This window comes from Pseudomonas neuropathica (assembly GCF_051174785.1).
GTDB lineage: Bacteria > Pseudomonadota > Gammaproteobacteria > Pseudomonadales > Pseudomonadaceae > Aquipseudomonas > Aquipseudomonas neuropathica_A.
The window spans coordinates 4,042,508-4,067,648 of the sequence record NZ_CP195111.1; the positions used below are offsets into that span (position 1 = coordinate 4,042,508).

At 60.3% G+C, this 25,141-nt stretch carries 25 protein-coding genes; 10 read left to right on the forward strand and 15 right to left on the reverse strand.

Translation table 11 applies throughout. The annotated features are described in order from the left end of the window. The first annotated feature begins 47 nt into the window (after positions 1-47). A complete protein-coding gene (locus ACRRSD_RS18270; protein WP_435034538.1) occupies positions 48-2,123 on the forward strand; it encodes an AsmA family protein in 2,076 nt (691 codons plus the stop codon). A 100-nt stretch (positions 2,124-2,223) separates the two neighbouring features. On the opposite strand, the gene ACRRSD_RS18275 is transcribed toward ACRRSD_RS18270, so the two are convergent. Together ACRRSD_RS18275 and ACRRSD_RS18280 are read right to left on the reverse strand one after the other, a co-directional pair. Further along, a complete protein-coding gene (locus tag ACRRSD_RS18275) occupies positions 2,224-2,757 on the reverse strand; it encodes a ferritin-like domain-containing protein (protein ID WP_122606555.1) in 534 nt (177 codons plus the stop codon). 98 nt (positions 2,758-2,855) lie between these two features. Then, on the reverse strand, positions 2,856-3,791 hold the full coding sequence (locus ACRRSD_RS18280; protein ID WP_435034539.1) for a LysR substrate-binding domain-containing protein: 936 nt from the start codon (positions 3,789-3,791) through the stop codon (positions 2,856-2,858). A gap of 121 nt (positions 3,792-3,912) precedes the next feature. On the opposite strand from ACRRSD_RS18280, the gene ACRRSD_RS18285 reads away from it, so the two are divergent. The 3 genes from ACRRSD_RS18285 (at position 3,913) to ACRRSD_RS18295 (ending at position 5,827) form a co-directional block, all read left to right on the forward strand. Then, on the forward strand, positions 3,913-4,551 hold the full coding sequence (locus ACRRSD_RS18285; protein WP_435034540.1) for an FMN-dependent NADH-azoreductase: 639 nt from the start codon (positions 3,913-3,915) through the stop codon (positions 4,549-4,551). Beyond that, the gene (locus ACRRSD_RS18290; protein WP_007915923.1) at positions 4,552-4,857 is read left to right on the forward strand and encodes a DMT family transporter; all 306 of its coding nucleotides are present in this window, start codon (positions 4,552-4,554) and stop codon (positions 4,855-4,857) included. Between the two features lie 91 nt (positions 4,858-4,948). Next, positions 4,949-5,827, forward strand: a complete 879-nt coding sequence (locus ACRRSD_RS18295; protein ID WP_435034542.1) for an alpha/beta fold hydrolase — start codon at positions 4,949-4,951, stop codon at positions 5,825-5,827. Between the two features lie 114 nt (positions 5,828-5,941). On the opposite strand, the gene ACRRSD_RS18300 is transcribed toward ACRRSD_RS18295, so the two are convergent. Next, complete coding sequence (locus ACRRSD_RS18300; protein WP_435034543.1) at positions 5,942-6,829, reverse strand: DMT family transporter; 888 nt, start codon at positions 6,827-6,829, stop codon at positions 5,942-5,944. A 96-nt stretch (positions 6,830-6,925) separates the two neighbouring features. Between ACRRSD_RS18300 and ACRRSD_RS18305 the strand changes: the two genes are divergently transcribed. The 3 genes from ACRRSD_RS18305 to ACRRSD_RS18315 all read left to right on the forward strand — a co-directional run bounded on the left by ACRRSD_RS18305 (position 6,926) and on the right by ACRRSD_RS18315 (position 9,542). Further along, complete coding sequence (locus tag ACRRSD_RS18305) at positions 6,926-7,720, forward strand: AraC family transcriptional regulator (RefSeq protein WP_435034545.1); 795 nt, start codon at positions 6,926-6,928, stop codon at positions 7,718-7,720. Between the two features lie 63 nt (positions 7,721-7,783). Next, on the forward strand, positions 7,784-8,089 hold the full coding sequence (locus ACRRSD_RS18310; RefSeq protein WP_064388692.1) for a PsiF family protein: 306 nt from the start codon (positions 7,784-7,786) through the stop codon (positions 8,087-8,089). Between the two features lie 439 nt (positions 8,090-8,528). Further along, positions 8,529-9,542, forward strand: coding sequence for an AI-2E family transporter (locus ACRRSD_RS18315; protein ID WP_368966162.1), 1,014 nt, complete (start codon positions 8,529-8,531; stop codon positions 9,540-9,542). A 135-nt stretch (positions 9,543-9,677) separates the two neighbouring features. Here ACRRSD_RS18315 and ACRRSD_RS18320 read toward each other — a convergent pair whose 3' ends face one another. After that, entirely contained in the window at positions 9,678-10,952 is a 1,275-nt protein-coding gene (locus tag ACRRSD_RS18320) for an Hsp70 family protein (RefSeq protein WP_435034547.1), read from the reverse strand. Positions 10,953-11,244: 292 nt separating this feature from the next. On the opposite strand from ACRRSD_RS18320, the gene ACRRSD_RS18325 reads away from it, so the two are divergent. The 3 genes from ACRRSD_RS18325 (at position 11,245) to ACRRSD_RS18335 (ending at position 14,064) form a co-directional block, all read left to right on the forward strand. Beyond that, positions 11,245-12,195, forward strand: coding sequence for a DnaJ C-terminal domain-containing protein (locus ACRRSD_RS18325; RefSeq protein WP_435034548.1), 951 nt, complete (start codon positions 11,245-11,247; stop codon positions 12,193-12,195). A 23-nt stretch (positions 12,196-12,218) separates the two neighbouring features. Further along, the gene (locus ACRRSD_RS18330) at positions 12,219-12,524 is read left to right on the forward strand and encodes a chaperone modulator CbpM (protein WP_016984795.1); all 306 of its coding nucleotides are present in this window, start codon (positions 12,219-12,221) and stop codon (positions 12,522-12,524) included. A gap of 139 nt (positions 12,525-12,663) precedes the next feature. Beyond that, entirely contained in the window at positions 12,664-14,064 is a 1,401-nt protein-coding gene (locus ACRRSD_RS18335) for a hypothetical protein (RefSeq protein WP_435034550.1), read from the forward strand. A gap of 57 nt (positions 14,065-14,121) precedes the next feature. Here ACRRSD_RS18335 and ureC read toward each other — a convergent pair whose 3' ends face one another. The 11 genes from ureC to urtA form a co-directional block, all read right to left on the reverse strand. Beyond that, entirely contained in the window at positions 14,122-15,822 is a 1,701-nt protein-coding gene (ureC, locus tag ACRRSD_RS18340) for an urease subunit alpha (protein WP_435034551.1), read from the reverse strand. Between the two features lie 248 nt (positions 15,823-16,070). After that, positions 16,071-16,376 carry an urease subunit beta gene (locus ACRRSD_RS18345; protein WP_435034552.1) on the reverse strand — a complete coding sequence of 102 codons (306 nt, stop codon included), beginning with the start codon at positions 16,374-16,376 and terminating at the stop codon, positions 16,071-16,073. Further along, positions 16,376-16,909, reverse strand: a complete 534-nt coding sequence (locus tag ACRRSD_RS18350; protein WP_435034554.1) for a GNAT family N-acetyltransferase — start codon at positions 16,907-16,909, stop codon at positions 16,376-16,378. Before ACRRSD_RS18350 ends, ACRRSD_RS18345 begins: the two co-directional genes overlap by 1 nt. Before the next feature lie 5 nt (positions 16,910-16,914). After that, complete coding sequence (locus ACRRSD_RS18355) at positions 16,915-17,448, reverse strand: GNAT family N-acetyltransferase (protein ID WP_435034555.1); 534 nt, start codon at positions 17,446-17,448, stop codon at positions 16,915-16,917. A 9-nt stretch (positions 17,449-17,457) separates the two neighbouring features. After that, positions 17,458-17,760: an urease subunit gamma gene (gene ureA, locus ACRRSD_RS18360; RefSeq protein ID WP_007915951.1), complete on the reverse strand. Its 303-nt coding sequence runs from the start codon at positions 17,758-17,760 to the stop codon at positions 17,458-17,460. A 331-nt stretch (positions 17,761-18,091) separates the two neighbouring features. After that, complete coding sequence (locus ACRRSD_RS18365) at positions 18,092-18,931, reverse strand: urease accessory protein UreD (RefSeq protein ID WP_435034557.1); 840 nt, start codon at positions 18,929-18,931, stop codon at positions 18,092-18,094. Positions 18,932-18,974: 43 nt separating this feature from the next. Further along, entirely contained in the window at positions 18,975-19,673 is a 699-nt protein-coding gene (urtE, locus tag ACRRSD_RS18370) for an urea ABC transporter ATP-binding subunit UrtE (protein ID WP_435034559.1), read from the reverse strand. A gap of 137 nt (positions 19,674-19,810) precedes the next feature. Continuing rightward, a complete protein-coding gene (gene urtD / locus ACRRSD_RS18375; RefSeq protein WP_007918913.1) occupies positions 19,811-20,680 on the reverse strand; it encodes an urea ABC transporter ATP-binding protein UrtD in 870 nt (289 codons plus the stop codon). After that, positions 20,677-21,756 carry an urea ABC transporter permease subunit UrtC gene (gene urtC / locus ACRRSD_RS18380; RefSeq protein ID WP_435034560.1) on the reverse strand — a complete coding sequence of 360 codons (1,080 nt, stop codon included), beginning with the start codon at positions 21,754-21,756 and terminating at the stop codon, positions 20,677-20,679. The genes urtD and urtC overlap by 4 nt, the downstream gene beginning before the upstream one ends. Next, the gene (gene urtB, locus ACRRSD_RS18385) at positions 21,756-23,258 is read right to left on the reverse strand and encodes an urea ABC transporter permease subunit UrtB (protein WP_435034562.1); all 1,503 of its coding nucleotides are present in this window, start codon (positions 23,256-23,258) and stop codon (positions 21,756-21,758) included. Before urtB ends, urtC begins: the two co-directional genes overlap by 1 nt. 366 nt (positions 23,259-23,624) lie before the next feature. Continuing rightward, complete coding sequence (gene urtA, locus ACRRSD_RS18390; RefSeq protein WP_435034564.1) at positions 23,625-24,890, reverse strand: urea ABC transporter substrate-binding protein; 1,266 nt, start codon at positions 24,888-24,890, stop codon at positions 23,625-23,627. Positions 24,891-25,141: the final 251 nt, after the last annotated feature.

The following is a 25,141-nucleotide window of genomic DNA, read 5'->3' on the forward strand; positions in this document are numbered from 1 at the left end:
CCGTACGCCGCAGTCTTTGCGTGCGGTCGTGATCAGGAGCTTTGTGCATGACGCGCACTGGAAAAATCTTCAGCTGGACCTTCGCCATCCTCGTGCTGCTACTGGCCGTGCTGGTGTTGATCATCGTGTTCTTCGACTGGAACCGGATCAAACCGCCGCTCAACGCCAAAGTCTCGGAAGAACTGCACCGACCGTTTGCCATTAACGGCAACCTCGCGGTGATCTGGCAGCGCGAGCCGGACGAGGGCGGCTGGCGCGCGTGGGTGCCGTGGCCGCATGTGGTCGCTGAGGATTTGAGCCTGGGCAACCCGGACTGGTCGAAGCAACCGCAGATGGTCACGCTCAAGCGCGTCGAACTGCGCATCTCGCCGCTGGCGTTGTTGGCGCAACGGGTGGTGATTCCGCGTATCGACCTGACCGAACCGAACGCCGAGTTGCAGCGCCTGGCCGACGGCCGCGCCAACTGGACGTTCAAGTTCGACCCGAAAGATCCGAACGCTGAACCGTCGAACTGGGTGGTTGACATCGGCGCCATTGGTTTCGACAAGGGCCACGTCACCCTCGACGACCAGACGCTCAAAACCAGTCTTGATGTGCTGATCGATCCGTTGGGCAAGCCGATTTCCTACAGCGATATCGTTGGTGCGAAAGCGGCGAAAACCGCCCAGGACAAGGGCGGTGCGCCGCAGGATTATGCATTTGCCTTGAAGGTCAAAGGCCAATACCACGGCCAGAACCTCACCGGCCAAGGCAAGATCGGCGGTCTGCTTGCCTTGCAGGACGCGAGCAAACCCTTTCCGTTGCAGGCGCAGGCGAAGATCGGCGACACCAGCATCGAACTGGCCGGCACGCTGACCGACCCGCTCAATCTCGGCGCGCTGGATCTGCGCCTGAAACTGGCCGGCGCCAGCCTCGGCAACCTTTACCCGCTGACTGGCGTGACCCTGCCGGACACGCCGCCATACGCCACCGACGGACATTTGATCGCCAAGCTGCATGACGACGCCGGGGCGAAATTCACTTATGAACAGTTCAACGGCAAGATCGGCAGCAGTGATATTCATGGCGACCTGACCTACGTCGCCAGCCAGCCACGGCCGAAACTCAGCGGCGCGTTGCTCTCCAATCAACTGTTGTTCGCTGACCTCGCACCGCTGATCGGCGCCGATTCCAATGACAAGCAAAAGGCGCGCGGCGGCGAGAGCAAACAGCCGGCCGATAAAGTGCTGCCGGTGGAAGAGTTCAAGACTGATCGCTGGCGCGCAATGGACGCCGACGTCGAGTTCACCGGCAAGCGCATCGTCCACAGCGAGAAACTGCCGTTCAACGACCTCTATACCCACTTGAAACTCAACGACGGCGAACTGAGCCTGGAGCCACTGCGCTTCGGTGTGGCCGGCGGCAATCTCGATGCACAGATTCGCCTCAACGGTCGCACCGAGCCGCTGGAAGGCCGGGCGAAACTGACCGCACGCCGCTTCAAGCTCAAGGAGTTGTTCCCGACCTTTGAACCGATGAAGACCAGTTTCGGTGAGCTCAATGGCGACGCCGATATCACTGGGCGCGGCAACTCGGTGGCCAAGCTGCTGGGCGGGGCCAACGGCAAATTGAAGATGCTGATCAACGACGGCGCGATCAGCCGTGAGCTGATGGAACTGGCCGGGCTCAACGTCGGCAACTATGTGGTCGGCAAGATCTTTGGCGACAAGGAAGTGAAGATCAACTGCGCAGCGGCCGACTTTGACATCAAGAGCGGTCTGGCCACCACGCAGTTGTTTGTCTTCGATACCGAGAACGCGATCATCTATATCGACGGCACGGCGAACATGGCCACCGAGCAGCTGGATCTGACCGTGACACCGGAATCCAAGGGCTGGCGTTTGATTTCCCTGCGTTCACCGCTGTATGTGCGTGGCAAGTTCATCAAGCCGGATGCGGGCGTGAAGGCAGTGCCGCTGATGTTGCGTGGCGCGGGAATGGTGGCGTTGGGCGTGATCGCGGCGCCGGCGGCGGGGCTGTTGGCGCTGGTGGCGCCGAGTGGTGGTGAGCCGAATCAGTGTGCGCCGTTGCTTGAGCAGATGAAGGCGGGCAAGGCGCCTGTTACCGTTAAACCTACCAAATAGTCGGTGCCCGTAAGGGCTCCTTCGCGAGCAGGCTCGCTCCCACATTTGAAATGCATTCCAATGTGGGAGCGAGCCTGCTCGCGAAGGCGGTTTTGAAAGGTTACAGGTCGTTCAGGATGTCAGCCATGTCATCGGCGTGCTCTTCTTCCTGCGCCAGGATATCTTCGAAGATACGCCGCGTAGTGGGGTCTTTCTCACCGATGTACTGGATGATTTCGCGATAGCTGTCGATGGCGATCCGCTCGGCAACGAGGTCTTCGTAGACCATCTCTTTGAGGGTGTTGCCGGCCACGTATTGCGCGTGGGACATCTTCGACAGCATGTCGGGGTTGAACTCGGGTTCGCCGCCCAATTGCACGATGCGCTCGGCCAGACGGTCGGCGTGCTGGGCTTCCTGGGTGGCGTGTTCGAGAAACTCTTCGGCGGCCACATGGGCTTTCACGCCATTGGCCATGAAGTAGTGGCGCTTGTAGCGCAGCACGCAGACCAGCTCGGTGGCCAGCGATTCATTGAGCAAGCGCAGCACCTCTTCACGGTCGGCGCTGTAGCCTTCGGTGACGGCGCCGTTCTCGACGTGTTGGCGCGCACGGTCGCGCAAGGTTTGAACATCTGACAGATGCAGGTCGTCGCTCATTTCGATCTCCTGGAGGCTAATCCGATTGTCGCCACGTTCTGCGGACGCGGTCGCTACCTAAGCTGTGAGTCATGAGCGTTGCAAAAAGTTTTATCGGTTTACGCAACCCCTGCAGGAGCTGCCGAAGGCTGCGATCTTGGCGCCAGCCCGGACAAAACTGCTTCCTCGCGCAGCCAGGCAAAAAAAGCCCGCACCGGCGGGTGCCGCTCGCGCCCCGGCACACACAACGCGCTGTAGCCTGCACCCTCGACCTGAACCTCGCCTTTGTACGGCAGCAGCAAACCGCTGGCGACACTCTCCGACACCAGAATATTGCTCGCCAGCACCAGCCCTTGCCCGGCGATTGCCGCTTGCAGGGCGTAATGTTCTTCATCGTATTCACGGATCGCCGGTTGCTGCTTCAGCCAGTTTTCCTCGGCCTTGGCGCACCACGCTTCCCAGCCATGGGCATACAGTTTCGAGTTGTGCCAGCGCACGCTGATCAACGTTGGTGTGCGCCGCGCGGCCAGCGCCACTTGCTCGGGCGAGCCGTAAACGCCGAACGACTCATCGAACAGGCACAGACCGTACAGATTCGGGTAGTCGTCGAGGCTGTAGCGCAAGACCAGATCGACGCTGGCGTCCTGGTGCAGATCGATGACTTCGCAGTGGGTGTCGAGGCGCACGTTGATGTTCGGATGCTGCGCATAAAAGCGCCCGAGGCGCGGCACCAGCCACAGCGCTGCGAATGCGGCGGTGGTCGATAGCGTCAGCGTGCTGGCGTTGCGCTGCGGGCGCAGGGTGTCGACGCTTTGCGCCACCTCCAGCAGTGCGCCGTGCAGGCTGCGAAACAGGCGTTCGCCGCCCTCGGTCAGGCGTACCTGGCGCGGCAGACGTTCGAACAGCGCGAGGCCGAGCCAGTCTTCCAGCGAACGGATCTGGTGCGAAATCGCTGTGGGCGTGACTGACAGCTCTTCGGCGGCGGCCTTGAAACTGAGCAAGCGTGAAGCGGATTCGAAGGCGCGCAGGGCGGTCAGGGGCAGCGAGGCAAACATTGAAAATCTCCATGGATGAAACAAATTCATCCCGACTGATTTTTGCTCATTTGAGGCCTGGGCGTGATGCCTGCAATCTGCAGCGACACAGCAACTCAAGTCTAGTCTCAAGGAGTTTCAGATGAGCAAGATTCTTGCGATTCATGCCAGCCCACGTGGCGACCGTTCCCACTCGCGGCGTCTGGCGGAACATTTTCTCAGTGCCTGGCAGGTGCGTCATCCGCAGGCGCAAGTGACTCGCCGCGAGGTCGGGCGAGCGCTGATGCCGGCCGTCAATGAAGCCTTTGTCGCCGCCGCGTTTTATCCACAGCCTGAAGCACGCCCACTGTCGATGCAGGCCGATCTGGCCTTGAGCGATCAACTGGTCGGCGAGCTGTTCGAGCACGACCTGCTGCTGATTTCCACGCCGATGTACAACTTCAGCGTGCCCAGCGGCCTCAAGGCCTGGGTCGATCAGATCGTGCGCCTGGGTCTGACCTTCGATCACACGCTGGACAATGGCGTCGCCCAGTACACGCCTTTGTTACAGGGCAAGAAAGCCTTGATCGTCACCAGTCGCGGCGGCTTCGGCTTCGGTCCGGGTGGTGAACTGGAAGCCTTGAACCACGCCGATCCATGGTTGCGCACGGCGCTGGGTTTCATCGGCATCAATGACGTCAGCGTGGTCGCGGCCGAGGGCGAAGAATCCGCCGAACGCACTTTCGCGGTATCGGTGGCCGAGGCCGAGCAGCGTTTGCTCGACCTGGCAAGGGAGTTCTAGGTGGCCTGGCTGTTCCTGCTGATCGCCGCCGGGTTTGAAGTGACGTTCGCCATGGGCATGAAGTACGCCGAGGGCTTCACCCGACTGTGGCCGTCGTTGATCACGGTGATTGCGGCGGTCGGCGGGATCTACTTCCTGACCCTGGCGATGCGTGAGTTGCCGGTGAGCATCGCCTACCCGATCTGGACCGCGATTGGTTCGTTGGGCACGGTGTTCCTCGGCTTTGCCCTGTTGGGTGAGAGCCTGACGCTGGTCAAACTGGTTTCGGTAGGGCTGATTGTGGCGGGGGTGGTGGGCCTGAAGTAGGCTGGTCGTTGAGTTGTCATGATCAGGGAGGATGCTTGGCGGGCGTTTTGCACGTCTGGCATCCACTCACCGACCACAAGGATGTTTGCCCATGTCGACGCGTTATCCATTGGTGCTGGTGCCCGGAATGCTCGGGTTTATCCGGCTGGTGCTCTATCCGTACTGGTACGGCATCATCAAGGCACTGCGCCGTGGTGGTGCGACGGTGATTGCGGTGCAGGTGTCGCCGCTCAACTCCACAGAGGTGCGTGGCGAGCAATTGCTGGCGCAAATCGATGAGATTCTGCGCGAGACCGGGGCGCAAAAGGTCAACCTGTTCGGCCACAGTCAGGGCTCATTGACGGCGCGCTATGCGGCGGCGAAACGGCCAGACCTGGTGGCGTCGGTGACATCGGTGGCCGGGCCGAATCATGGCTCGGAGCTGGCCGACTATCTGCAAAAACACTATCCGGCGGATAGCGCCAAGGGCCGCCTGCTTGAGGCATTGCTGCGTTTTGTCGGGTGGCTGATGGCGTTACTGGAAACCGGTTACCACGGGCCGAAACTGCCGGTGGATATTCATGCCTCGCACCAATCGCTGACCACTGCGGGCGTGGCTCTGTTCAATCAGCGTTATCCACAGGGCTTGCCCGAGACGTGGGGCGGGCACGGGCCGGAAGAGGTTAACGGCGTGCGCTATTACTCGTGGTCGGGGACGTTGCAGCCGGGCAAGACTGATCGCGGCGGCAATTTGTTTGATGGAACCAATCGCAGCTGTCGCTTGTTTGCGAAAACCTTCGTGCGTGAGCCGGGGCAGTGCGACGGCATGGTCGGGCGCTACAGCTCGCATCTGGGGACAGTGATTGGCGATGACTATCCGCTGGACCACTTCGATATCGTCAATCAGTCGCTGGGGCTGGTCGGCAAGGGCGCGGATCCGGTGCGGCTGTTTGTCGAGCATGCGGCGCGGCTAAAGGCTGCCGGCGTTTAATCGCAAGACCTAGTCATCGTTCTTCGCGAGCAAGCTCGCTCCCACATTGGAATGCATTCCAACAGAAGGAATGCGGACACCTGTGGGAGCGAGCTTGCTCGCGAAGAGGCCGGGTCAGGCAACGCTGATCGGGCGGCCCAACACGGTGGTCCAACGCTCGGAAAGAATCACCCCACCCAAGGTCAGTAATCCACCCACCAAGTGATACATCGCCAACTGCTCCTTCAACACCACCGCCGCAATCAGCGCGGTAATCAATGGCAGCAGGTTAAAGAACAACGTCGTGCGGCTCGGCCCCAGACGCTGCACCGCCTGCATCCACGCCAGCGGCGCGAGCATCGACGCCAGCAGGCATGCATACAGCACCAGCGGAATGTTCTGCAGAGTCAAACCGGTCTTCGGCGAAGCGGCATACAGCGGAAACAGCACGACAATCGCCACCAGCACCTGCAAATACAACAATACCAATGGCGGCAGGCGCAGCTGCCATTTCTTCAACAGGGTGCTGTAGATCGCATAGGCGAGGGTGGCGATCAGCATCATCGCATCACCCATGTTCACCCCGTGTTGCAGCAACGCGCCGAGGCTACCGGACGACACCACCACCAGCACGCCAGCGAATGACAGCACCGCACCGACCAGCGCACCAGCGGTGAGACGCTGACCGAGACTGATGATCGCCATGGCCAGCGACATCAACGGCATCAGCGACAGGATGATGCCCATGTTGGTCGCGGTAGTCAGGGTCGCGGCGAAGTAGGCGAGGCTTTGATAAACCGCCATGCCGAGTACGCCGAGGATGAAAATCTTGCCCAGGTTCGGGCGAATCTGCGGCCAGTGCGCGATCACCGCTTTGAGCATGAATGGGGTGAACAACAAACCGGCGAGGAGCCAGCGGTAGAAACCGATCTCGGCGGGGAAAATCGCCCCGACCGCCAGTTTGTTGATCACGGTATTGCCGGCCCAGATAAAAATCGCCAGCAGTGGAAACGCGTATTGCATGAGTTGAAACCATTACATTGATGAAGCGCAATTATCCCCTGTCTGGATGCAAGCCTATACTGCGAACCGGACAACCTGCCCCTGAAACCGGACAGCATGAACAGTAAACATATCGATCTGCTGGATTTCAGCGAACTGCCGTCAGCGGTTTACTTCCGTTATGCCGATTTCAACGCCCATGAATTTGCTGCGCCGCATCGTCATCCGTGGGGCACGCTGGAGTACGCCGCTCACGGCGTGCTGCACATGGATGTCGACGGCAGCCGCTTCATGTCGCCGCCGCAGTACGCGGTGTGGGTGCCGCCGCAGGTCGAGCACAGTTTCTACAGCCATCAACCGGTCAACTATCGCGCGGTGTGTCTTGATCCCAGGGTCTGCACCGATTTGCCCCGGCGTGCCTGCACACTTGCGATCAGCGACATCCTCAAAGCGATTCTCAAGGACTTCGCCGCCCGCGACGTGAAGATTCCTGCGCTCGATGCCGATCAACGACTGGCGCAGGTTCTGGTCGATCAACTGCAACAGGCGCCGGTGCATGAGTGTTATCTGCCCTACGCCAGCAGCCCGGGGTTGCTCGCAATCCTCGAAACCTTGCAGGCCGAGCCGGGCAACAATCAGCCGCTGGCGCATTGGGCGCTGCAAGTGCACGTTAGTGAACGCACCTTGGCGCGGCAATTCGTTCGGGAGCTGGGGATGAGCTTTGGCGAGTGGCGCCAACGTCTGCGTTATCTCGCCGCGATCGAGGCGCTGGAAACTACCCGCAGCGTGCAGGAAATTGCCTTCGACCTCGGTTACAGCAGCGGTTCGGCATTTATCGCCATGTTCGCCCGGCAGGCCGGGTGTACACCGGAGCAGTATCGCCGTAGCCATCTGGAAGGCAGGAAGGTGTAACAAGATTTGGCTACACTCCAGCAGAGGCCGCTCCCATCGGTGCGGCGACAAGGAGAAAACTCCATGAAGATGTTGCGTGTGCCGTTGTTGATGATTGGTTTGCTCCTGTGTTCCCAAGGTTTCGCCGCCACGGCGCAACAGAACAAAATGACCACCTGCAATGCCGATGCGACCGCCAAGAGTCTGAAAGGCGATGAGCGTAAAACCTTCATGAGCACCTGCCTCAAGGCAGCGCCGGCGGCCAACGATGCCAAGGCCCTGACCCCCCAGCAGCAGAAAATGACCACCTGCAACGCCGACGCGAAAACCAAGGCGCTGACCGGCGATGCGCGCAAGGCGTTCATGAGTGATTGCCTGAAGAAAAAATAACCCGGTTCTGTGGAGTGTCAGGGTCGACGCGTCCGCTCCAGATTTGCCCTCACCCTAACCCTCTCCCGGAGGGAGAGGGGACTGACCGCGGTGTCTCAACAAACTCGTCGACCTGAAAAAACCGGTCGATTATGGATTCCATGGCGCTATTTCAGGTCACCGGGTATCCAGAGCATCCCCCAATCGGTTCCCTCTCCCGGAGGGAAGAGGGGGCTGACCGCGCTGATTTCAGATCTCCATCGACCTGAACTATCCGGCCGATTCTGGATTCAATACAGCACTGGCAGGTCACCGGATTTCTTCGCCATTCCTTGATCGGTTCCCTCTCCCTTTGGGAGAGGACTAGGGTGAGGGGACCTGAAGCACCGCATATTTCTAGTGCTCCCCCCAGAACGCTGGCAGACTGCCAATCCTTTTACGCCGTTCGTTTTGAGGCTGTATGCCAACGTTTTCTGAGCGTCATGTAGTGTTCTGGGTCAGTTGCATCATCATTTTCGGCGGTTTGCTGCTGGTGCTGCCGCTGCGCTTGCTGCCCAGTCTGTTGGCCGGTTTGTTGGTCTATGAGCTGGTCAACATGCTCACCCCGCAGCTGCAACGGCTGATCGAAGGCCGCCGCGCGCGCTGGTTGGCGGTAGCGTTACTGGGCACGCTGGTGGTGAGTGTGCTGGCATTGATCTTCGCCGGCGCGATCAGTTTTCTTCTGCACGAAGCGGAAAATCCCGGCGCTTCCCTCGACAAGTTCATGGGCGTGGTCGACCGCGCGCGCGGGCAATTGCCGCCGTTCATCGACGCCTATCTGCCGGCCAGTGCTGCGGAATTTCGCGTGGCGATTGGCGAGTGGATGAGCAAACACCTGTCCGACCTGCAACTGGTCGGCAAGGACGCCGCGCACATGTTCGTGACGTTGCTGATCGGCATGGTGCTCGGCGCAATCATCGCCTTGCAGCGCATCCCCGACGTTACCAAACGCAAACCATTGGCCGCCGCGCTGTTCGACCGTTTGCACCTGCTGGTGCAGGCGTTTCGTAACATCGTTTTCGCGCAGATCAAGATTTCCCTGCTCAATACCTTCTTCACCGGGATTTTCCTCGCGGTGATCCTGCCGATGTTCGGCATCAAATTGCCGCTGACCAAAACCCTGATCGTGCTGACCTTCCTGCTCGGCCTGCTGCCGGTGATCGGCAATCTGATGTCGAACACGCTGATCACCATCGTCGGCCTGTCACTGTCGATTTGGGTGGCCGTGGCGGCGCTGGGTTATCTGATTTTTATCCACAAGCTCGAATACTTTCTCAACGCGCGCATTGTCGGCGGGCAGATCAGTGCCAAGTCGTGGGAGTTGCTGCTGGCGATGCTGGTGTTCGAGGCCGCGTTCGGCCTGCCGGGGGTGGTGGCGGGGCCGATTTATTATGCGTACCTGAAGAGTGAGTTGAAGCTGGGCGGGATGGTGTAACCGATGGATCTGTACCGCCTGATCTGGCGCCTTCGCGAGCAAGCTCGCTCCCACACTGGATCGCATTTCAACTGAAGGAGTGCGGTCAAATGTGGGAGCGAGCTTGCTCGCGAATGGCGCGACGCCGATTTCAGGTCAGTTCATGGCGCCGTAGCGCTTCATCGCATCAATCGCCAAACCGCTGCCAATGCTGCCGAAGATATTCCCTTCGACATGTCGCGCATTTGGCAGCATCGCCGAGACGCTGTTGCGCAGCGCCGGAATCCCGCTCGAACCACCGGTGAAGAACACGGTATCAACCTGATCCACCGCCACACCGGCATCGTTCAGCAACTGTGTGACACTGCCGCGTACCCGCTCCAGCAACGCATCAATCGCCGATTCAAACAGCGCACGGGTCAGCTCAACACTCAAGCCTGCTTCGATCCGGTCCAGCGGCACATGGCGGCTGTCGGTGTGGGTCAGCTGGATCTTGGTTTCTTCGACTTCCATCGCCAGCCAGTGGCCGGCGCGCTGCTCGATCAACTTGAACAGGCGATCGATGCCGCCGGTGTCTTCGATGTCGTAGCGCATGCTGCCCAGCGCCAGGCTGGATTTCTGCGAGTACACCGAGTTGATGGTGTGCCAGGTCGCCAGGTTCATGTGGTGGCTGGTCGGCATATAGGCGCCGCTCTTCATGCGGCTGCCGTAGCCGAACAACGGCATCAGGCCTTGCAGGCTCAACTGTTTGTCAAAGTCGGTCCCGCCAATGTGCACACCGCCGGTGGCGAGGATGTCATCGTGACGGTTATCCAGACCACGACGCTCCGGCGACAGGCGCACCAGCGAGAAGTCGGAGGTACCGCCGCCGATGTCGACGATCAGTACCAGCTCTTCTTTCTCGATGGTCGACTCGTAGTCGAAGGCGGCGGCGATCGGTTCGTACTGGAACGACACGTCCTTGAAACCGATCTTCTTCGCCACATCGACCAGGGTGTCTTCGGCTTCCTGGTCCGCCAGCGGATCGTCATCGACGAAGAACACCGGACGACCAAGCACCACTTGCTCGAATTCCCGACCGGCGGCAGTTTCGGCGCGGCTCTTCAACTGACCGATGAACAGGCCGAGCAAGTCCTTGAATGGCATCGCTGTGCCGAGCACGCTGGTGTCGTGCTTGATCAGCTTGGAACCGAGCAGGCTTTTCAGCGAGCGCATCAGTCGGCCTTCGTAGCCTTCGAGGTACTCGTGCAGGGCCAGACGACCGTAAACCGGGCGGCGTTCCTCGATGTTGAAGAACACCACCGACGGCAGGGTGATCTTGTCGTCTTCCAGCGCGATCATCGTTTCCATGCCGGGGCGCAGCCAGCCGACGGTGGAGTTGGACGTGCCGAAGTCGATACCGCAGGCACGTGCTGGAGAGGCGTCTTTCATGTCTTTCGGTTCCGGTCAAAAAAACGGCCGCGCAGTGTATGTCAGTGCGCGTCAGAATCGAAGGCCGGTCATCTGCTATTTCACGACTAAACTGCCTTGAAACCTCAAGCTTCGCCCCAAACTTGCTGGCATGGGCCGGCAGAACCACCGGCGGTCGCAAGAACCGTCGTCCACTGCCGATAAACTTCTGCTGCGCCACCCGGTCACAACCTTGAGATCGGTCAACCCGGCACGCGCGAATCGGCGCATGCTGGCATCGGCGCGAAATCGATAACGGATGGTGATTCCTTCAATGGACTTCAAAGACTATTACAAGATACTCGGCGTGGAGCCGACAGCAGACGACAAGGCAATCAAGGCGGCCTATCGCAAGCTGGCGCGCAAATACCACCCCGATGTCAGCAAGGAAAAAGACGCCGAGGCCAAGTTCAAAGACGCCTCGGAAGCCTATGAAGCGCTGAAAAGTGCCGACAAGCGTGCCGAATACGACGAGCTGCGCCGTTATGGCCAGCACGGTCAGCCGTTTCAGGGGCCACCGGGCTGGCAGAGCCGTGGCGGCTTTGGCGGCGGTGGTGGCGACACCGGTGACTTCTCGGACTTCTTCAGTTCGATCTTCGGCAATCGCGGCCCCGGTTTCGGTGGCGGCGAAGGTCGGCATCAACGCAGTGCAGGGCGCCGAGGGCAAGACGTGGAAATGGAACTGCCGATCTTCCTCGAGGAGACGCTGGCGAACGAGTCGAAAAAAGTCACCTTCCAGGTGCCGCAATACAACGCCAACGGCCAGCACGTCAGCAACACCAGCAAAAGCCTGAACGTGAAGATCCCGGCGGGCGTGACCGACGGCGAGCGCATCCGCCTCAAAGGCCAAGGCGCACCGGGCGTCGGTGGCGGAGCGAATGGTGATCTGTACCTGACCATTCGTTTTGCGCCGCACCCGAAATTCGATGTCGAAGGCGAAAACCTCATCATCACCTTGCCGCTGGCGCCGTGGGAACTGGCGTTGGGTGCCGAGGTGGCGGTGCCGACCCTGACCGGCAAGATCAACCTCAAGGTGCCCGCCGGTAGCCAGAATGGCCAGCGCATGCGCGCCAAAGGTCATGGCCTGAAAAACAAGGCCGGCGAGCGCGGGTATCTGTTCGTCCAGCTCAAAGCCGTGATGCCGAAAGCCGCTGACGACGAGGTCAAGACGCTGTGGCAGGAACTGGCGAAGAAAGCCGCCTTCAATCCGCGAGAGAACTTCTGAATTCGACGACGGAGTAGCCCATCATGAGCAGCCCCCTGATCGTTCAACTGGACCTGGCAGAATTCTGCGAGGCAGCCGATTTATCGGATGTCTACGTGATCGAAATAGTCGAACACGGCATCCTCGAACCTCAGGGCGCGCAGCCCCGGGAATGGCGCTTTACCGATTACGAGTTGGCTTTGGCCAAACGCGCCGCCAAGCTGCGGCGCGATCTGGAGCTTGAGTGGGAAGGCGTCGCCCTGGCGCTGGACCTGCTGGAAGAGGTGCGTGAGTTGCGTGCTGAAAACCGCATGTTGCGCCAGCGCTTGGGACGGCTGGTGGTCGAGTAGTGTTTGCAGGTGTTTCCTCGTGTTTTAACCGGCAAGACTGTCTGATAGTTTTCCGGGCAAGGATCGGCAATGGACGCCGGTCTTCGTAGCACCCGCCATGCCGGCGGGCACTGCGCAACGCTTACAAGGAAAAGTATTCATGCCTGTCAAACCCAAACCGCCAGCACCCGGTGCTGGCGCTGTCGATGTACCCACACGCCCGCGTACACCCTCTGAATCAACCCGGTCAGAATTTGAATCGCTGCATCTCACGTCAGACCCGTTTGCCCGCCGAACCTCAAGCGACATGGCTGAAGACGGTAGCCGTGCACTTGAAGTCGAGGTGGCGACGTCGATCCCGAAAGTGCAAGTCCATGAACCGACATCCACCTCCTCGACTGTCTCGGCTGCTGACGTTGCGCTGCTGCAGCATTACCTGATTCCATCGGCAAGCGCATTACCTGACGCAGACGCGCAAGGATTGCGCACGTTCAAGGGGCGTCATTACGCCGATGTGCAGGGTGGCGGCACCGTACTGATCGGCGTGGATGCCGAAACCGGCCTGCACAAGGCCCGGCTGTCGAGCGAGTTGCAACCTTCCGGGCCTGAACTGGCTCACGATCCGTCGAGCAACCACTGGTATCCGCTGGTGGATTTCACCGTATCCAGGGCAGACGACGCGCTTATGCCGCGCGAGAGTCGCAAGGTTGACCGGCACAGTGATGACGAGTTCGAGTGGGCGCTGGAAGAACTGCCCAGAGAGGCGGAGGAACGCTTCTATCTGGCCTCTGAATCGATGCCGGTCAAACCTTACACGGCAGAAGAGTTGAGCATGATGCGCGAGGAAACGCGCTACTCGTTCCTTGCCAATCAATTGGGCACCTACAACCGCGCAAACAACGGCAAGTATCCGCTCAGGGATACCGCCGGGCGGCCGATCCGCATTCGAAAGTTGCAGAGCAAAGTGCGCTTTGAAAACGGCGACCAATATACCTCTGAGCAGATCAAACCCTATATCAGGTTTGAAGGGCATGAACAGGTCGCGTTGCTGTATGAGGAAAAGCTGCAATTGCGCACGTTCACCGAGGCCGATGCCAAAGTTCCCGGGGAGAAATCGCTGATCGGACAGTCCATGGTGGTGGCTAACAGGCGCATCGCCAAAGGCGAGGCAATCGGTGTCTACGGTGGTGCGATAACGCCGGCAAGGTTTGTTCAGCCCAACGAACAAACCTTCACCATGCTGGCGGGAATGCGTTTGAAACCAGGTCCGGGCGTACTGCTGCCTGATCCGTTGGCGATCCTTGGGGACACCATCATTTCTCGCATCAATTCCAATTTTGAATACGACGATGCGGGCAAGCCGATTCGTCAGGCACCGGATGGCTACAATGTCGAAACCGTGCCGTTCGACGTCGAAGCGCAACAATGGCTTGGCAAACAGCTGGTGACCAAAGACTTTATCCTTAACGCCATCTTTGCCACGCAGGACATACCGGCAGGGACTGAGTTACGCCTGGATTACAACTACAGCGAGCAACAAATGTCGTGGGCATTTCCGTAAATCGTTAACGGCTTCTGAATACGGACCTCGACATCCGTATTCAGACCATGACGGTTGTCAGAACAGGAAATACCGCTGCGCCATCGGCAGTGTTTCTGCCGGTTCACACCACAACAGCACGCCATCAGCCTTGACCTGGTAAGTCTGCGGATCGACATCGATGTTCGGCAGATAGTCGTTGTGGATCAGGTCGGTTTTCTGCACATCACGACAACCTTTGACCACGGCGATTTTCTTCTTCAGGCCCAGCGCTTCAGGCAGTCCCGCTTCCTGCGCCGCCTGACTGATAAAGGTCAGGCTGGTGGCATGCAGCGAGCCACCGTAGCTGGCGAACATCGGACGGTAGTGCACCGGTTGCGGGGTCGGAATCGAGGCGTTGGCATCGCCCATCAGACTGGCGGCGATCGCTCCACCCTTGAGGATCAGCGTCGGTTTAACGCCAAAGAATGCCGGACGCCACAGCACCAGATCCGCCCACTTGCCGACTTCGATCGAACCGACTTCATGGCTGATGCCATGGGTGATCGCCGGGTTGATCGTGTACTTGGCGATGTAACGTTTGGCGCGGAAGTTATCGTTGCCTTCGCCATCCTGCGGCAGTGGGCCGCGCTGTTTTTTCATCTTGTCGGCGGTTTGCCAGGTGCGCGTGATGACTTCGCCGACACGGCCCATGGCCTGGCTGTCGGAGCTGATCATCGAGAACGCGCCGAGGTCGTGGAGGATGTCTTCGGCGGCAATCGTTTCGCGGCGGATGCGGCTTTCGGCGAAGGCGACGTCTTCGGCAATGCTCGGGTCAAGATGGTGGCAGACCATCAGCATGTCGAGGTGTTCGTCGATGGTATTGCGGGTGAACGGCCGGGTCGGGTTGGTCGAACTCGGCAATACGTTAGGGAAACCGCAAGCCTTGATGATGTCCGGCGCGTGACCGCCACCGGCACCTTCGGTGTGATAGGTGTGGATGGTGCGGCCCTTGAACGCGCCTAGCGTGGTTTCGACGAAACCGGATTCGTTGAGGGTGTCGGTGTGGATCGCCACCTGCACGTCGAACTGGTCGGCAACGCTCAGGCAGTTATCGATGCTAGCCGGCGTGGTGCCCCAGTCCTCGTGCAACTTGAGACCGATGGCGCCGGCCTTGACCTGCTCGATCAATGGCTCCGGCAGGCTGGCGTTGCCTTTGCCGGTGAGGCCGATGTTCATCGGGAAGGCGTCGGCGGCCTGGAGCATGCGTGCCAGGTGCCACGGCCCGGAGGTGCAAGTGGTGGCGTTGGTGCCGGTGGCGGGGCCGGTGCCGCCGCCGATCATGGTGGTGACGCCGCTCATCAGCGCTTCTTCGATCTGCTGCGGGCAGATGAAATGGATGTGTGTGTCGATGCCGCCGGCGGTGAGGATCATGCCCTCGCCGGCGATCACTTCGGTGCCGGCGCCGATGGCGATGGTCACGTTCGGCTGCACGTCCGGGTTGCCGGCCTTGCCGATCGCGAAGATGCGCCCGTCCTTGAGACCGACGTCGGCTTTGACGATGCCCCAGTGGTCGATGATCAGCGCGTTGGTGATCAGTGTGTCGACCACTTCGGCGGCGAGCAGTTGGCTCTGGCCCTGGCCGTCGCGGATGACCTTGCCGCCACCGAATTTCACTTCTTCGCCGTAAGTGGTGAAGTCTTGTTCGACTTCGATCCACAGCTCGGTGTCGGCCAGGCGCACCTTGTCGCCGACGGTGGGGCCGAACATGTCGGCGTAGGCTTGTCTGGAAATTTTCATGCAGCGTCCTTCAGGAAAATAGTGGTGAGCCATCGACCCTCACCCTAGCCCTCTCCCAGAGGGAGAGGGGACTGTACGCGGTGGGCCGGCTATCGGTGATCGGCTCCGCAGAGAGGGCTGTTCACGGTGGAGCGGCTATCGGTGATCAGCTCCGGAGAGGGGACTGTTCACGGTGGAGCGGCTATCGGTGATCGGCTCCCTCTCCCTCGGGAGAGGGCTGGGGTGAGGGGCAGCGGTGCACGCAGATGTCAGAGATCCCCCATCACTCGTCCGGCAAACCCGAACACCCGCCGCTTCCCGGCATAATCCACAAGCTCAACCTCACGGCTCTGCCCCGGTTCGAAGCGCACCGCGGTGCCGGCCGGGATGTTCAGGCGCATTCCACGGCTGGCCGCACGATCAAAGGTCAGTGCGTCGTTGGTTTCAAAAAAGTGATAGTGCGAACCGACCTGAATCGGCCGGTCGCCGCTGTTGGCGACTTTCAGGCTGACGGTGCGGCGGCCGGCGTTGAGTTCGATGTCGCCGGGCTGGATCTGGTATTCGCCAGGAATCATCACTGGGCTCCTTGCAGAATCTTGTAATAGAGGGCGGTTGGCCGATAGGTACCGTGCGGGTCGCAGGCGTAATCAGGAATCTGACCCGCGCGGGTGTAACCCAGCGCCTTGTAGAAATCTTCGGCCGGGGAGCCGGCCTCGGTGTCGAGGTAAAGCATGCCGCGCTTGTGTTTGGGTGCTTCGAGTTCCAGCGCATGCATCAATTGCTGGCCGAGACCGCGACGTCGCGCGTCTTCGCGCACCAGCAGTTTTTGCACTTCGGCACGATTGAGTCCGTTGGACTTTTGGCACAGGCCCAACTGCACACTGGCCAGCACCTGCTCGTCCTTGACCACCACCCAGAGCAGCACACTGCCCTTGTTGACGTTGTCCTGCACCTCATCGAAATAGGCGCGCGCCTGCGCCGCATCGAGGTTGGCCATGAAGCCGACGCTGGCGCCGTAACCCACGGCATCGAGCAACAGGTCAATCAGGCCCTGACGGTAGTGGGCAAAACTTTCAGCGTTGACGCGGCGCAGTTGGGCGGCGTTCATCGGTGTCACTCCTTGTTGGCGTCAGGCGGCTCCGCGCCAGGGTTGAGGGTCAGTTGCATGAAGGTCAGGTCGAGCCAGCGACCGAACTTGGTACCGACTTGCGGCATCTGCCCGGTAACGCTGAAACCAGCGCGCTCGTGCAGACGAATCGAGGCGGCATTACCGCTTTCGATGGCGGCAACCATGATGTGTTTGCCGCAAGTCTTCGCCCGTTCGATCAGCACAGTCATCAGTTGCGGGCCGAGGCCGTTGCCGCGCTGGTCGCTGCGCACGTAGACCGAGTGCTCGACGGTGTGACGGAAACCGTCGAACGGCCGCCAGTCACCGAACGAAGCGTAGCCGAGCACGCTGTTGTCGCCGTCGACGATCACCAGAATCGGATAGGCCTGGGCCTGACGGGCGCTGAACCACGCCTGACGGTTGCCGAGATCGACGGCTTGTTCATTCCAGATCGCCGTGGTGTTGAGTACGGCATCGTTGTAGATGTCGCGGATCGCCGGCAGATCGGCGTGGACGGCATCGCGAATGGTGTAAGTCATGGCGTAGCCTCAGACGATCGGTTGGTGGACGGTGACCAGTTTGGTGCCGTCGGGGAACGTCGCTTCGACCTGAATCTCCGGAATCATTTCCGGGATGCCTTCCATTACTTGTTCGCGGCTGAGCAGGGTGGTGCCGAAGTGCATCAGCTCAGCCACGGTCTGGCCATCACGCGCGCCTTCGAGCAGCGCGGCGGAGATGTAGGCCATGGCCTCCGGGTAGTTGAGTTTCACGCCGCGCGCCAAACGCCGCTCGGCGACGAGGCCGGCGGTGAAGATCAGCAGCTTGTCTTTTTCGCGTGGGGTCAGGTCCATTGTGGGGTTCCGTCAGGGCAGATTTTGTGAGGTTCTTGCGGTTGTGGGGTGTCAGTTGGAGCCGCCCCTCACCCTAGCCCTCTCCCGAGGGAGAGGGGACTGATCTCGGTTGTTTTCAATGGCCGGTTCAGTCAGCAGTATTCGTTCAGTCAGTTAAATTCATTTCAAACGACCCGGTCAGGCTCCCTCTTTCGAGGGAGAGGGGACTGATCTCGGTTGTTTTCAATGGCCGGTTCAGTCAGCAGTATTCGTTCAGTCAGTTAAATTCATTTCAAACGACCCGGTCAGGCTCCCTCTCCCTCCGGGAGAGGGCGGGGGGTGAGGGGCTTTTTCAGGTACTCCATATTCTGGGAGATACCGCCTCACGGCCCAGTAGCACCGGCCGTAGCAAACGCCAAAGATCAATAAGCCAGGCGCGAGCGAGCAACGCTTCACTGGCAAGACACCGAGCCACTAGAAGCCCCGGCAACTGGGTCAGATCCCCGCGTACGTCGTGTTCCAGCGAACGACAACGCTCCAGCAACTCAGCATCAATCTCACCGGTGACCAACAACGTCGCAAACACCGGATTGCCATCCAGCCCGATCGGCGAATCAAGCAAACCATCGTTCCCGACAATGCGCTGGCGTTCATGCCAGAGCAATCGACCATCGCGACGTATATCCAGATGCGCCTGAAAATGCCCGCGGTCAAAACGTTCGCCACTGGCCGGGCGACCGAGCGCCACCACATCCCAGTAGAACAGCCGTGCATCACCCTCAAGTTCAATCGAAGTGGTCAGCTCAGCCTGCGCGGCGCTGTAGACGATGGTTTCCTGCGGCAACCATTCCAGGGTCGCTCCGGCAGCTACTTTCAAGTCGAGCTTCTGATAAGCCGGCCCACCGGCGCGATACCACTTGGCGGCGCCGGGGCTGGTGATCTGCGCCCAGGCGTCGGCTTCGACGCGCGCGCTGATGTCCAGCCGATCACCGCCGGCAATCCCGCCCGGTGGGTGGACGATGATGTGCTGACAGACTTCAGGACCTTCGGCGTACAGGTGTTTTTGCACCCGCAGCGGGCCGAGGTGGCGGCGCATGACCGGGCGCGTGCAGTCGCCGAAACGCGCGTAAGCGAGTTCCAGCTCGGCGTGCCAGCTCGGGGTAAACAGGGCAGGTGCAACAGTCGAATTCATGGTTTGTAATTATCGTTAGGAAGCTACAGATTAGTTCGTTGTACTAGATCGTTACCAGCCCGCGCACACCTTCGGCCTCCATATTTTCACCGCGCCCCTGCTGGACGATCTCGCCCCGGGACATCACCAGATATTGATCGGCCAGTTCTGCAGCGAAATCGTAGAACTGCTCGACCAGCAGAATCGCCATGTCACCACGGACTGCAAGCTTCTTGATCACCGCGCCGATCTCCTTGATCACCGAAGGTTGAATGCCTTCGGTGGGCTCGTCGAGGATCAACAAGCGCGGGCGACTGGCCAACGCGCGGCCGATCGCCAACTGCTGTTGCTGACCGCCGGAGAGGTCACCGCCGCGACGCTGCTTCATTTGTAGCAGCACCGGGAACAATTCATAAATGAAACCTGGCACTTCTTTGGCTTCACTGCCGGGGAAGCGCGACAGGCCCATCAACAGGTTCTCTTCTACCGTCAGGCGACCGAAGATTTCCCGGCCCTGTGGCACATAAGCGATCCCGGCGTGAACGCGCTGGTGTGGTTTGAAGGTGGTGATCGGTTTACCTTCCCAGCTCACTGCGCCTTCTTTGGCCGGCAGCAGGCCCATCAGGCATTTGAGCAGGGTGGTTTTGCCGACGCCGTTGCGGCCGAGCAGGCAGGTGACTTCGCCGACCTTCACGTCGAAAGACAGGCCACGGAGGATGTGGCTACCGCCGTAGTACTGGTGCAGCTTGTCGACTTGCAGCATGTTCGAATTCCTTAAAGTTCACCCAAATCCCTGTGGGAGCGAGCTTGCTCGCGAATGCTATTGACCTGTCACTGAGATGTCGGATGTGCTGCCGTCTTCGCGAGCAAGCTCGCTCCCACAGTGACTTCATTTGCAGTTCAGCGGCCGAGATAGACCTCGATCACGCGCTCGTTTTCCTGCACTTGCTCAAGCGAGCCTTCGGCCAAAACGCTGCCCTGATGCAATACGGTGACGTGGTCGGCAATCGAGCCGACAAAGCCCATGTCATGCTCCACCACCATCAACGAGTGCTTGCCCGCCAGGCTCTTGAACAGTTCTGCAGTGAACTCGGTTTCCGCATCAGTCATCCCCGCCACCGGCTCATCGAGCAGCAACAATTGCGGGTCCTGCATCAGCAACATGCCGATCTCGAGAAACTGCTTCTGACCGTGGGAGAGCAACCCCGCCTGACGATTGACCGAGGTGGTCAGGCGAATCGTCTCCAGCACTTCGCTGATCCGGTCTTTCTGCTCACCGCTCAGCCGTGCACGCAAACTGGCCCACACCGACTTGTCGGTTTTCTGCGCCAGCTCCAGGTTTTCAAACACGCTCAGCGCTTCGAACACTGTCGGCTTCTGAAACTTGCGACCGATGCCGGCCTGGGCGATTTGCACTTCGCTCATCTGCGTCAGGTCCAGGGTTTCACCGAACCAGGCCTTGCCGTGACTGGGCCGGGTCTTGCCGGTGATCACGTCCATCAGCGTGGTTTTGCCCGCGCCGTTGGGGCCGATGATGCAGCGCAATTCGCCGACGCCGATGTACAGGTTGAGATTGTTCAGTGCACGGAAGCCGTCGAAGCTGACGCTGATGTCTTCCAGGGTGAGGATCGTGCCGTGACGGGTGTCGAGGCCCGGGCCGACGCGCTGGCCGAGGCCGATCGAGTCGCGGCTGGTGCCGGCGTCCTTGTTCGGTTCGACGGGAAAGAAGGCCGGTTCCAGCATGAATTCAGCGCTCGCTGTGACTCTCATTGTTCACCTCGTTTCTTCAGCAGACCGATCACGCCTTTGGGCAAGTACAGCGTCACCACGATGAACAGCGCGCCGAGGAAGAACAGCCAGTATTCCGGGAAGGCCACGGTGAACCAGCTCTTCATGCCATTGACCACACCGGCACCGAGCAGCGGGCCGATCAGCGTGCCGCGACCGCCGAGGGCAACCCACACGGCCGCTTCGATGGAGTTGGTTGGCGACATCTCGCTCGGGTTGATGATGCCCACTTGTGGCACATACAACGCCCCGGCCAGACCACACAACACCGCGCTCAACACCCACACGAACAGCTTGAAACCGCGCGGGTCATAGCCGCAGAACATCAAGCGGTTTTCCGCATCACGCAACGCCGTCAGCACGCGACCGAACTTGCTCTGCGCCAGGCGCCAGCCGATGAACAGACTGGTTACCAGCAACAACACCGTGGCCAGAAACAACACCGCGCGCGTGCCCGGCTCAGTGATGCCGAAACCGAGGATCGTGCGGAAATTGGTAAAGCCGTTATTACCGCCAAACCCGGTCTCGTTGCGGAAAAACAGGAGCATGCCGGCGAAGGTCAGGGCCTGGGTCATGATCGAGAAATACACGCCTTTGATCCGCGAGCGGAAGGCGAAGAAACCGAACACCAGCGCCAGCAAACCCGGCGCCAACACCACCAGACACATCGCCCAGACAAAGCTGCTGGTGCCGCTCCAGTACCACGGCAATTCGCTCCACGACAGGAAGGTCATGAATGCCGGCAAGCCATCGCCAGCGGCCTGACGCATCAGGTACATGCCCATCGCATAACCGCCGAGGGCGAAGAACAGACCATGGCCCAGCGACAGCAGACCGGCGTAACCCCAGACCAGATCCAGCGCCAGGGCGACGATGGCGTAGCAGAGGATTTTGCCGACCAGCGTCAGCGTGTACGCCGAAATGTGCAGCGCATTGTCGGGCGACAACAACGACAGCAGCGGCAGGGCGATCAGCAGGGCGAGGATCACCGCGCCGACCGCGATGGTGACTTTCGGCCCGGCCTTTTGCGTGGCCGTGACTAACAGAGGCTGGTTCATCAGTCGATCACCCGTCCTTTCAGCGCGAAGAGGCCTTGCGGACGTTTCTGGATAAACAGAATGATCAGCGCGAGGATCAGGATCTTGCCGAGCACCGCACCGATCTGCGGTTCGAGAATCTTGTTGGCGATGCCCAGGCCGAAGGCCGCGAGCACGCTACCGGCCAACTGGCCGACGCCGCCGAGCACCACCACCAGGAACGAGTCGATGATGTAGCTCTGGCCGAGGTCCGGGCCGACGTTGCCGATCTGGCTCAGCGCCACACCGCCGAGGCCGGCGATACCGGAACCGAGGCCGAAGGCGAGCATGTCGACGCGCCCGGTCGGCACGCCGCAGCAAGCCGCCATGTTGCGGTTCTGGGTAACGGCGCGGACGTTGAGGCCCAGACGGGTTTTGTTCAGCAGCAGCCAGGTCAGTACCACCACAAACAGGGCGAAAGCGATGATCACAATGCGGTTGTACGGCAGCACCAGATTCGGCAGCACTTGAATGCCACCGGACAGCCATGCCGGGTTAGCCACTTCAACGTTCTGCGCGCCGAACAGCAGGCGCACCAGTTGAATCAGCATCAGGCTGATGCCCCAGGTGGCGAGCAGGGTTTCCAGCGGGCGACCATAGAGATGACGAATCACCGTGCGCTCCAGCGCCATGCCGATGGCCGCCGTGACAAAGAACGCCACCGGCAGTGCGATCAAGGGATAAAACTCAATCGCTTGGGGGGCGTAGCGCTGGAACATCAACTGCACCACGTACGTCGAGTAGGCACCAAGCATCAGCATCTCGCCGTGGGCCATGTTGATCACGCCGAGCAGGCCGAACGTGATCGCCAGACCGAGTGCGGCGAGCAGCAGAATCGAACCGAGCGACATGCCGCTGAATGCCTGGCCGAGGATCTCGCCGATCAGCAGTTTGCGTTTGACTTGGGAGAGGCTGGTTTCGGCGGCGGTGCGCACGCCGGCATCGGCCTCGACGCCGGGTTCGAGCAAGCCTTCGAGGCGCGTGCGCGCCAGTGGATCGCCGGTTTCGCCAAGCAGGCGTACTGCGGCGAGGCGCACGGCCGGATCAGTATCGACCAGTTGCAGATTGGCCAGCGCCAGACTCAGGGCGGCGTGGACGCTTTCATCTTTTTCGCCAGCGAGTTGCTGGTCGAGGAATTTCAGCTGCGCGGGTTTCGCGCTTTTCTGCAATTGCTGCGCGGCGGTCAGACGGATTTTGGCGTCGGCGGCGAGCAATTGATGGCTGGCCATGGCGGTGTCGATCAGACCCCGCAGGCGATTGTTCAGGCGCAGGGTTTTCGGTTGGCCGTCGATGGTCAGCTCGCCTTGTTGCAGGGCGTTGATCAATTCGATACGGGCCGGGTCGGGCTGCGCGGCCCAGGTTTCCAGCAGTTTGGCTTGCTGCACGGGATTGGCCGCGACGAAGTCTTCGGCGTCGCCGGCGTGGGCCAGCATCGGCAGCAACAGTGCGATGGCTATGAGAACGCGGTGTATGGCAGTGGGCATTAGTGGTGTGTCCTTTCTTGCGGTGGCCGATGGAGCGGTGTCCGGCTGTGAATCCGCCCCTCACCCTAACCCTCTCCCAAAGGGAGAGGGGACTGACCGAGGTGTCAGGTCATCCAGCACCGACCTGACATTCCTGCGTCGAATTCAAGTTCTGAAAGCCATAGAGATCTTCTACCTTTTCCCCCTCTCCCAAAGGGAGAGGGGGCTGACCGAATTGTCAGATCATCCAATACCGACCTGACATTCCTGCGTCCAACTCAGGTTCTGAAAGCCATAGATCAGCTCCCTTTCCCCTCTACCCCTTGGGGGAGAGGGCTGGGGTGAGGGGGAAAAGATCTCCGCCCCAGCCCAAAACCCAAGTCAGACTCAGTTGCTCTTCACCGCATAATCCGGCTTCTTGTCGTTGCCCTGAATGAACGGGCTCCACGGTTGCGCGCGGATCGGCCCTTCGGTCTGCCACACCACGTTGAACTGACCGTCGGCCTGAATCTCGCCGATCATCACCGGTTTGTGCAGGTGGTGATTGGTCTTGTCCATGGTCAGCGTGTACCCGGACGGCGCGGCAAAGGTCTGGCCGGCGAGGGCTCCACGGACTTTGTCGACGTCGGTGGACTTGGCTTTCTCAACCGCTTGCGCCCACATGTGGATGCCGACGTAAGTGGCTTCCATCGGGTCGTTGGTCACGGCTTTGTCGGCGCCCGGCAGGTTGTGTTTCTTCGCGTAGGCCTTCCAGTCAGCGACGAATTTCTGGTTCTGCGGGTTCTCTACCGACTCGAAGTAGTTCCACGCCGCGAGGTTGCCCACCAGCGGTTTGGTGTCGATACCGCGCAGTTCTTCTTCGCCGACCGAGAACGCCACAACCGGTACGTCGGTCGCCTTCAGGCCTTGGTTGGCCAGCTCTTTGTAGAACGGCACGTTGGAGTCGCCGTTGACCGTCGAGATGACGGCAGTCTTACCACCGGCCGAGAATTTTTTGATGTTGGCAACGATGGTTTGATAGTCGCTGTGCCCGAACGGCGTGTAGACCTCTTCGATGTCCTTGTCGGCCACGCCTTTGGAGTGCAGGAACGAGCGCAGGATCTTGTTGGTGGTGCGCGGGTAGACGTAGTCGGTGCCGAGCAGGAAGTAGCGTTTGGCGCTGCCGCCTTCTTCGCTCATCAGGTATTCAACCGCCGGGATCGCTTGCTGGTTCGGCGCGGCGCCGGTGTAAAACACGTTCGGCGACATCTCTTCGCCTTCGTACTGCACCGGGTAGAACAGCAGGCCGTTAAGCTCTTCGAACACCGGCAAAACCGATTTACGCGACACCGAAGTCCAGCAGCCGAAAACCACGGCAACCTTATCCTGAGTCAGCAACTGCCGGCCCTTTTCGGCGAACAGCGGCCAGTTCGACGCCGGGTCAACCACGACCGGCTCAAGCATCTTGCCGTTGACGCCGCCCTTGGCGTTGATCTCGTCGATGGTCATCAGCGCCATGTCTTTGAGCGACGTTTCGGAGATCGCCATGGTGCCGGACAGCGAATGCAGAATCCCGACCTTGATGGTCTCGGCGGCCTGGACAGTCCAGGTCATGCCCATCGCGGCAATGGATGCCGTGAGTGTGAAAGCCTTGATCAAACTGCGACGCTTCATTGTGCGATCTCCATGAACATTTAATTTTTCTGGTTGGCAGATGCGGACGACTGAAGGTGTGTTTTGCAAGGGCTGTGCCCGGTCGGGATCGGGCAAGGAAATGTCGTTTCAGAGCGGTTGCGTGACAGAGGGGGCGCACCAGGAATGGACAGGTTGCGGGTGTTGGTGCGCAGAGGTGCGCCAGTTTGGGGCGCGGCGTGTGCTGGCAGATGCGGACACATAAACGATAAACATGTACCACGGCTCGCCAG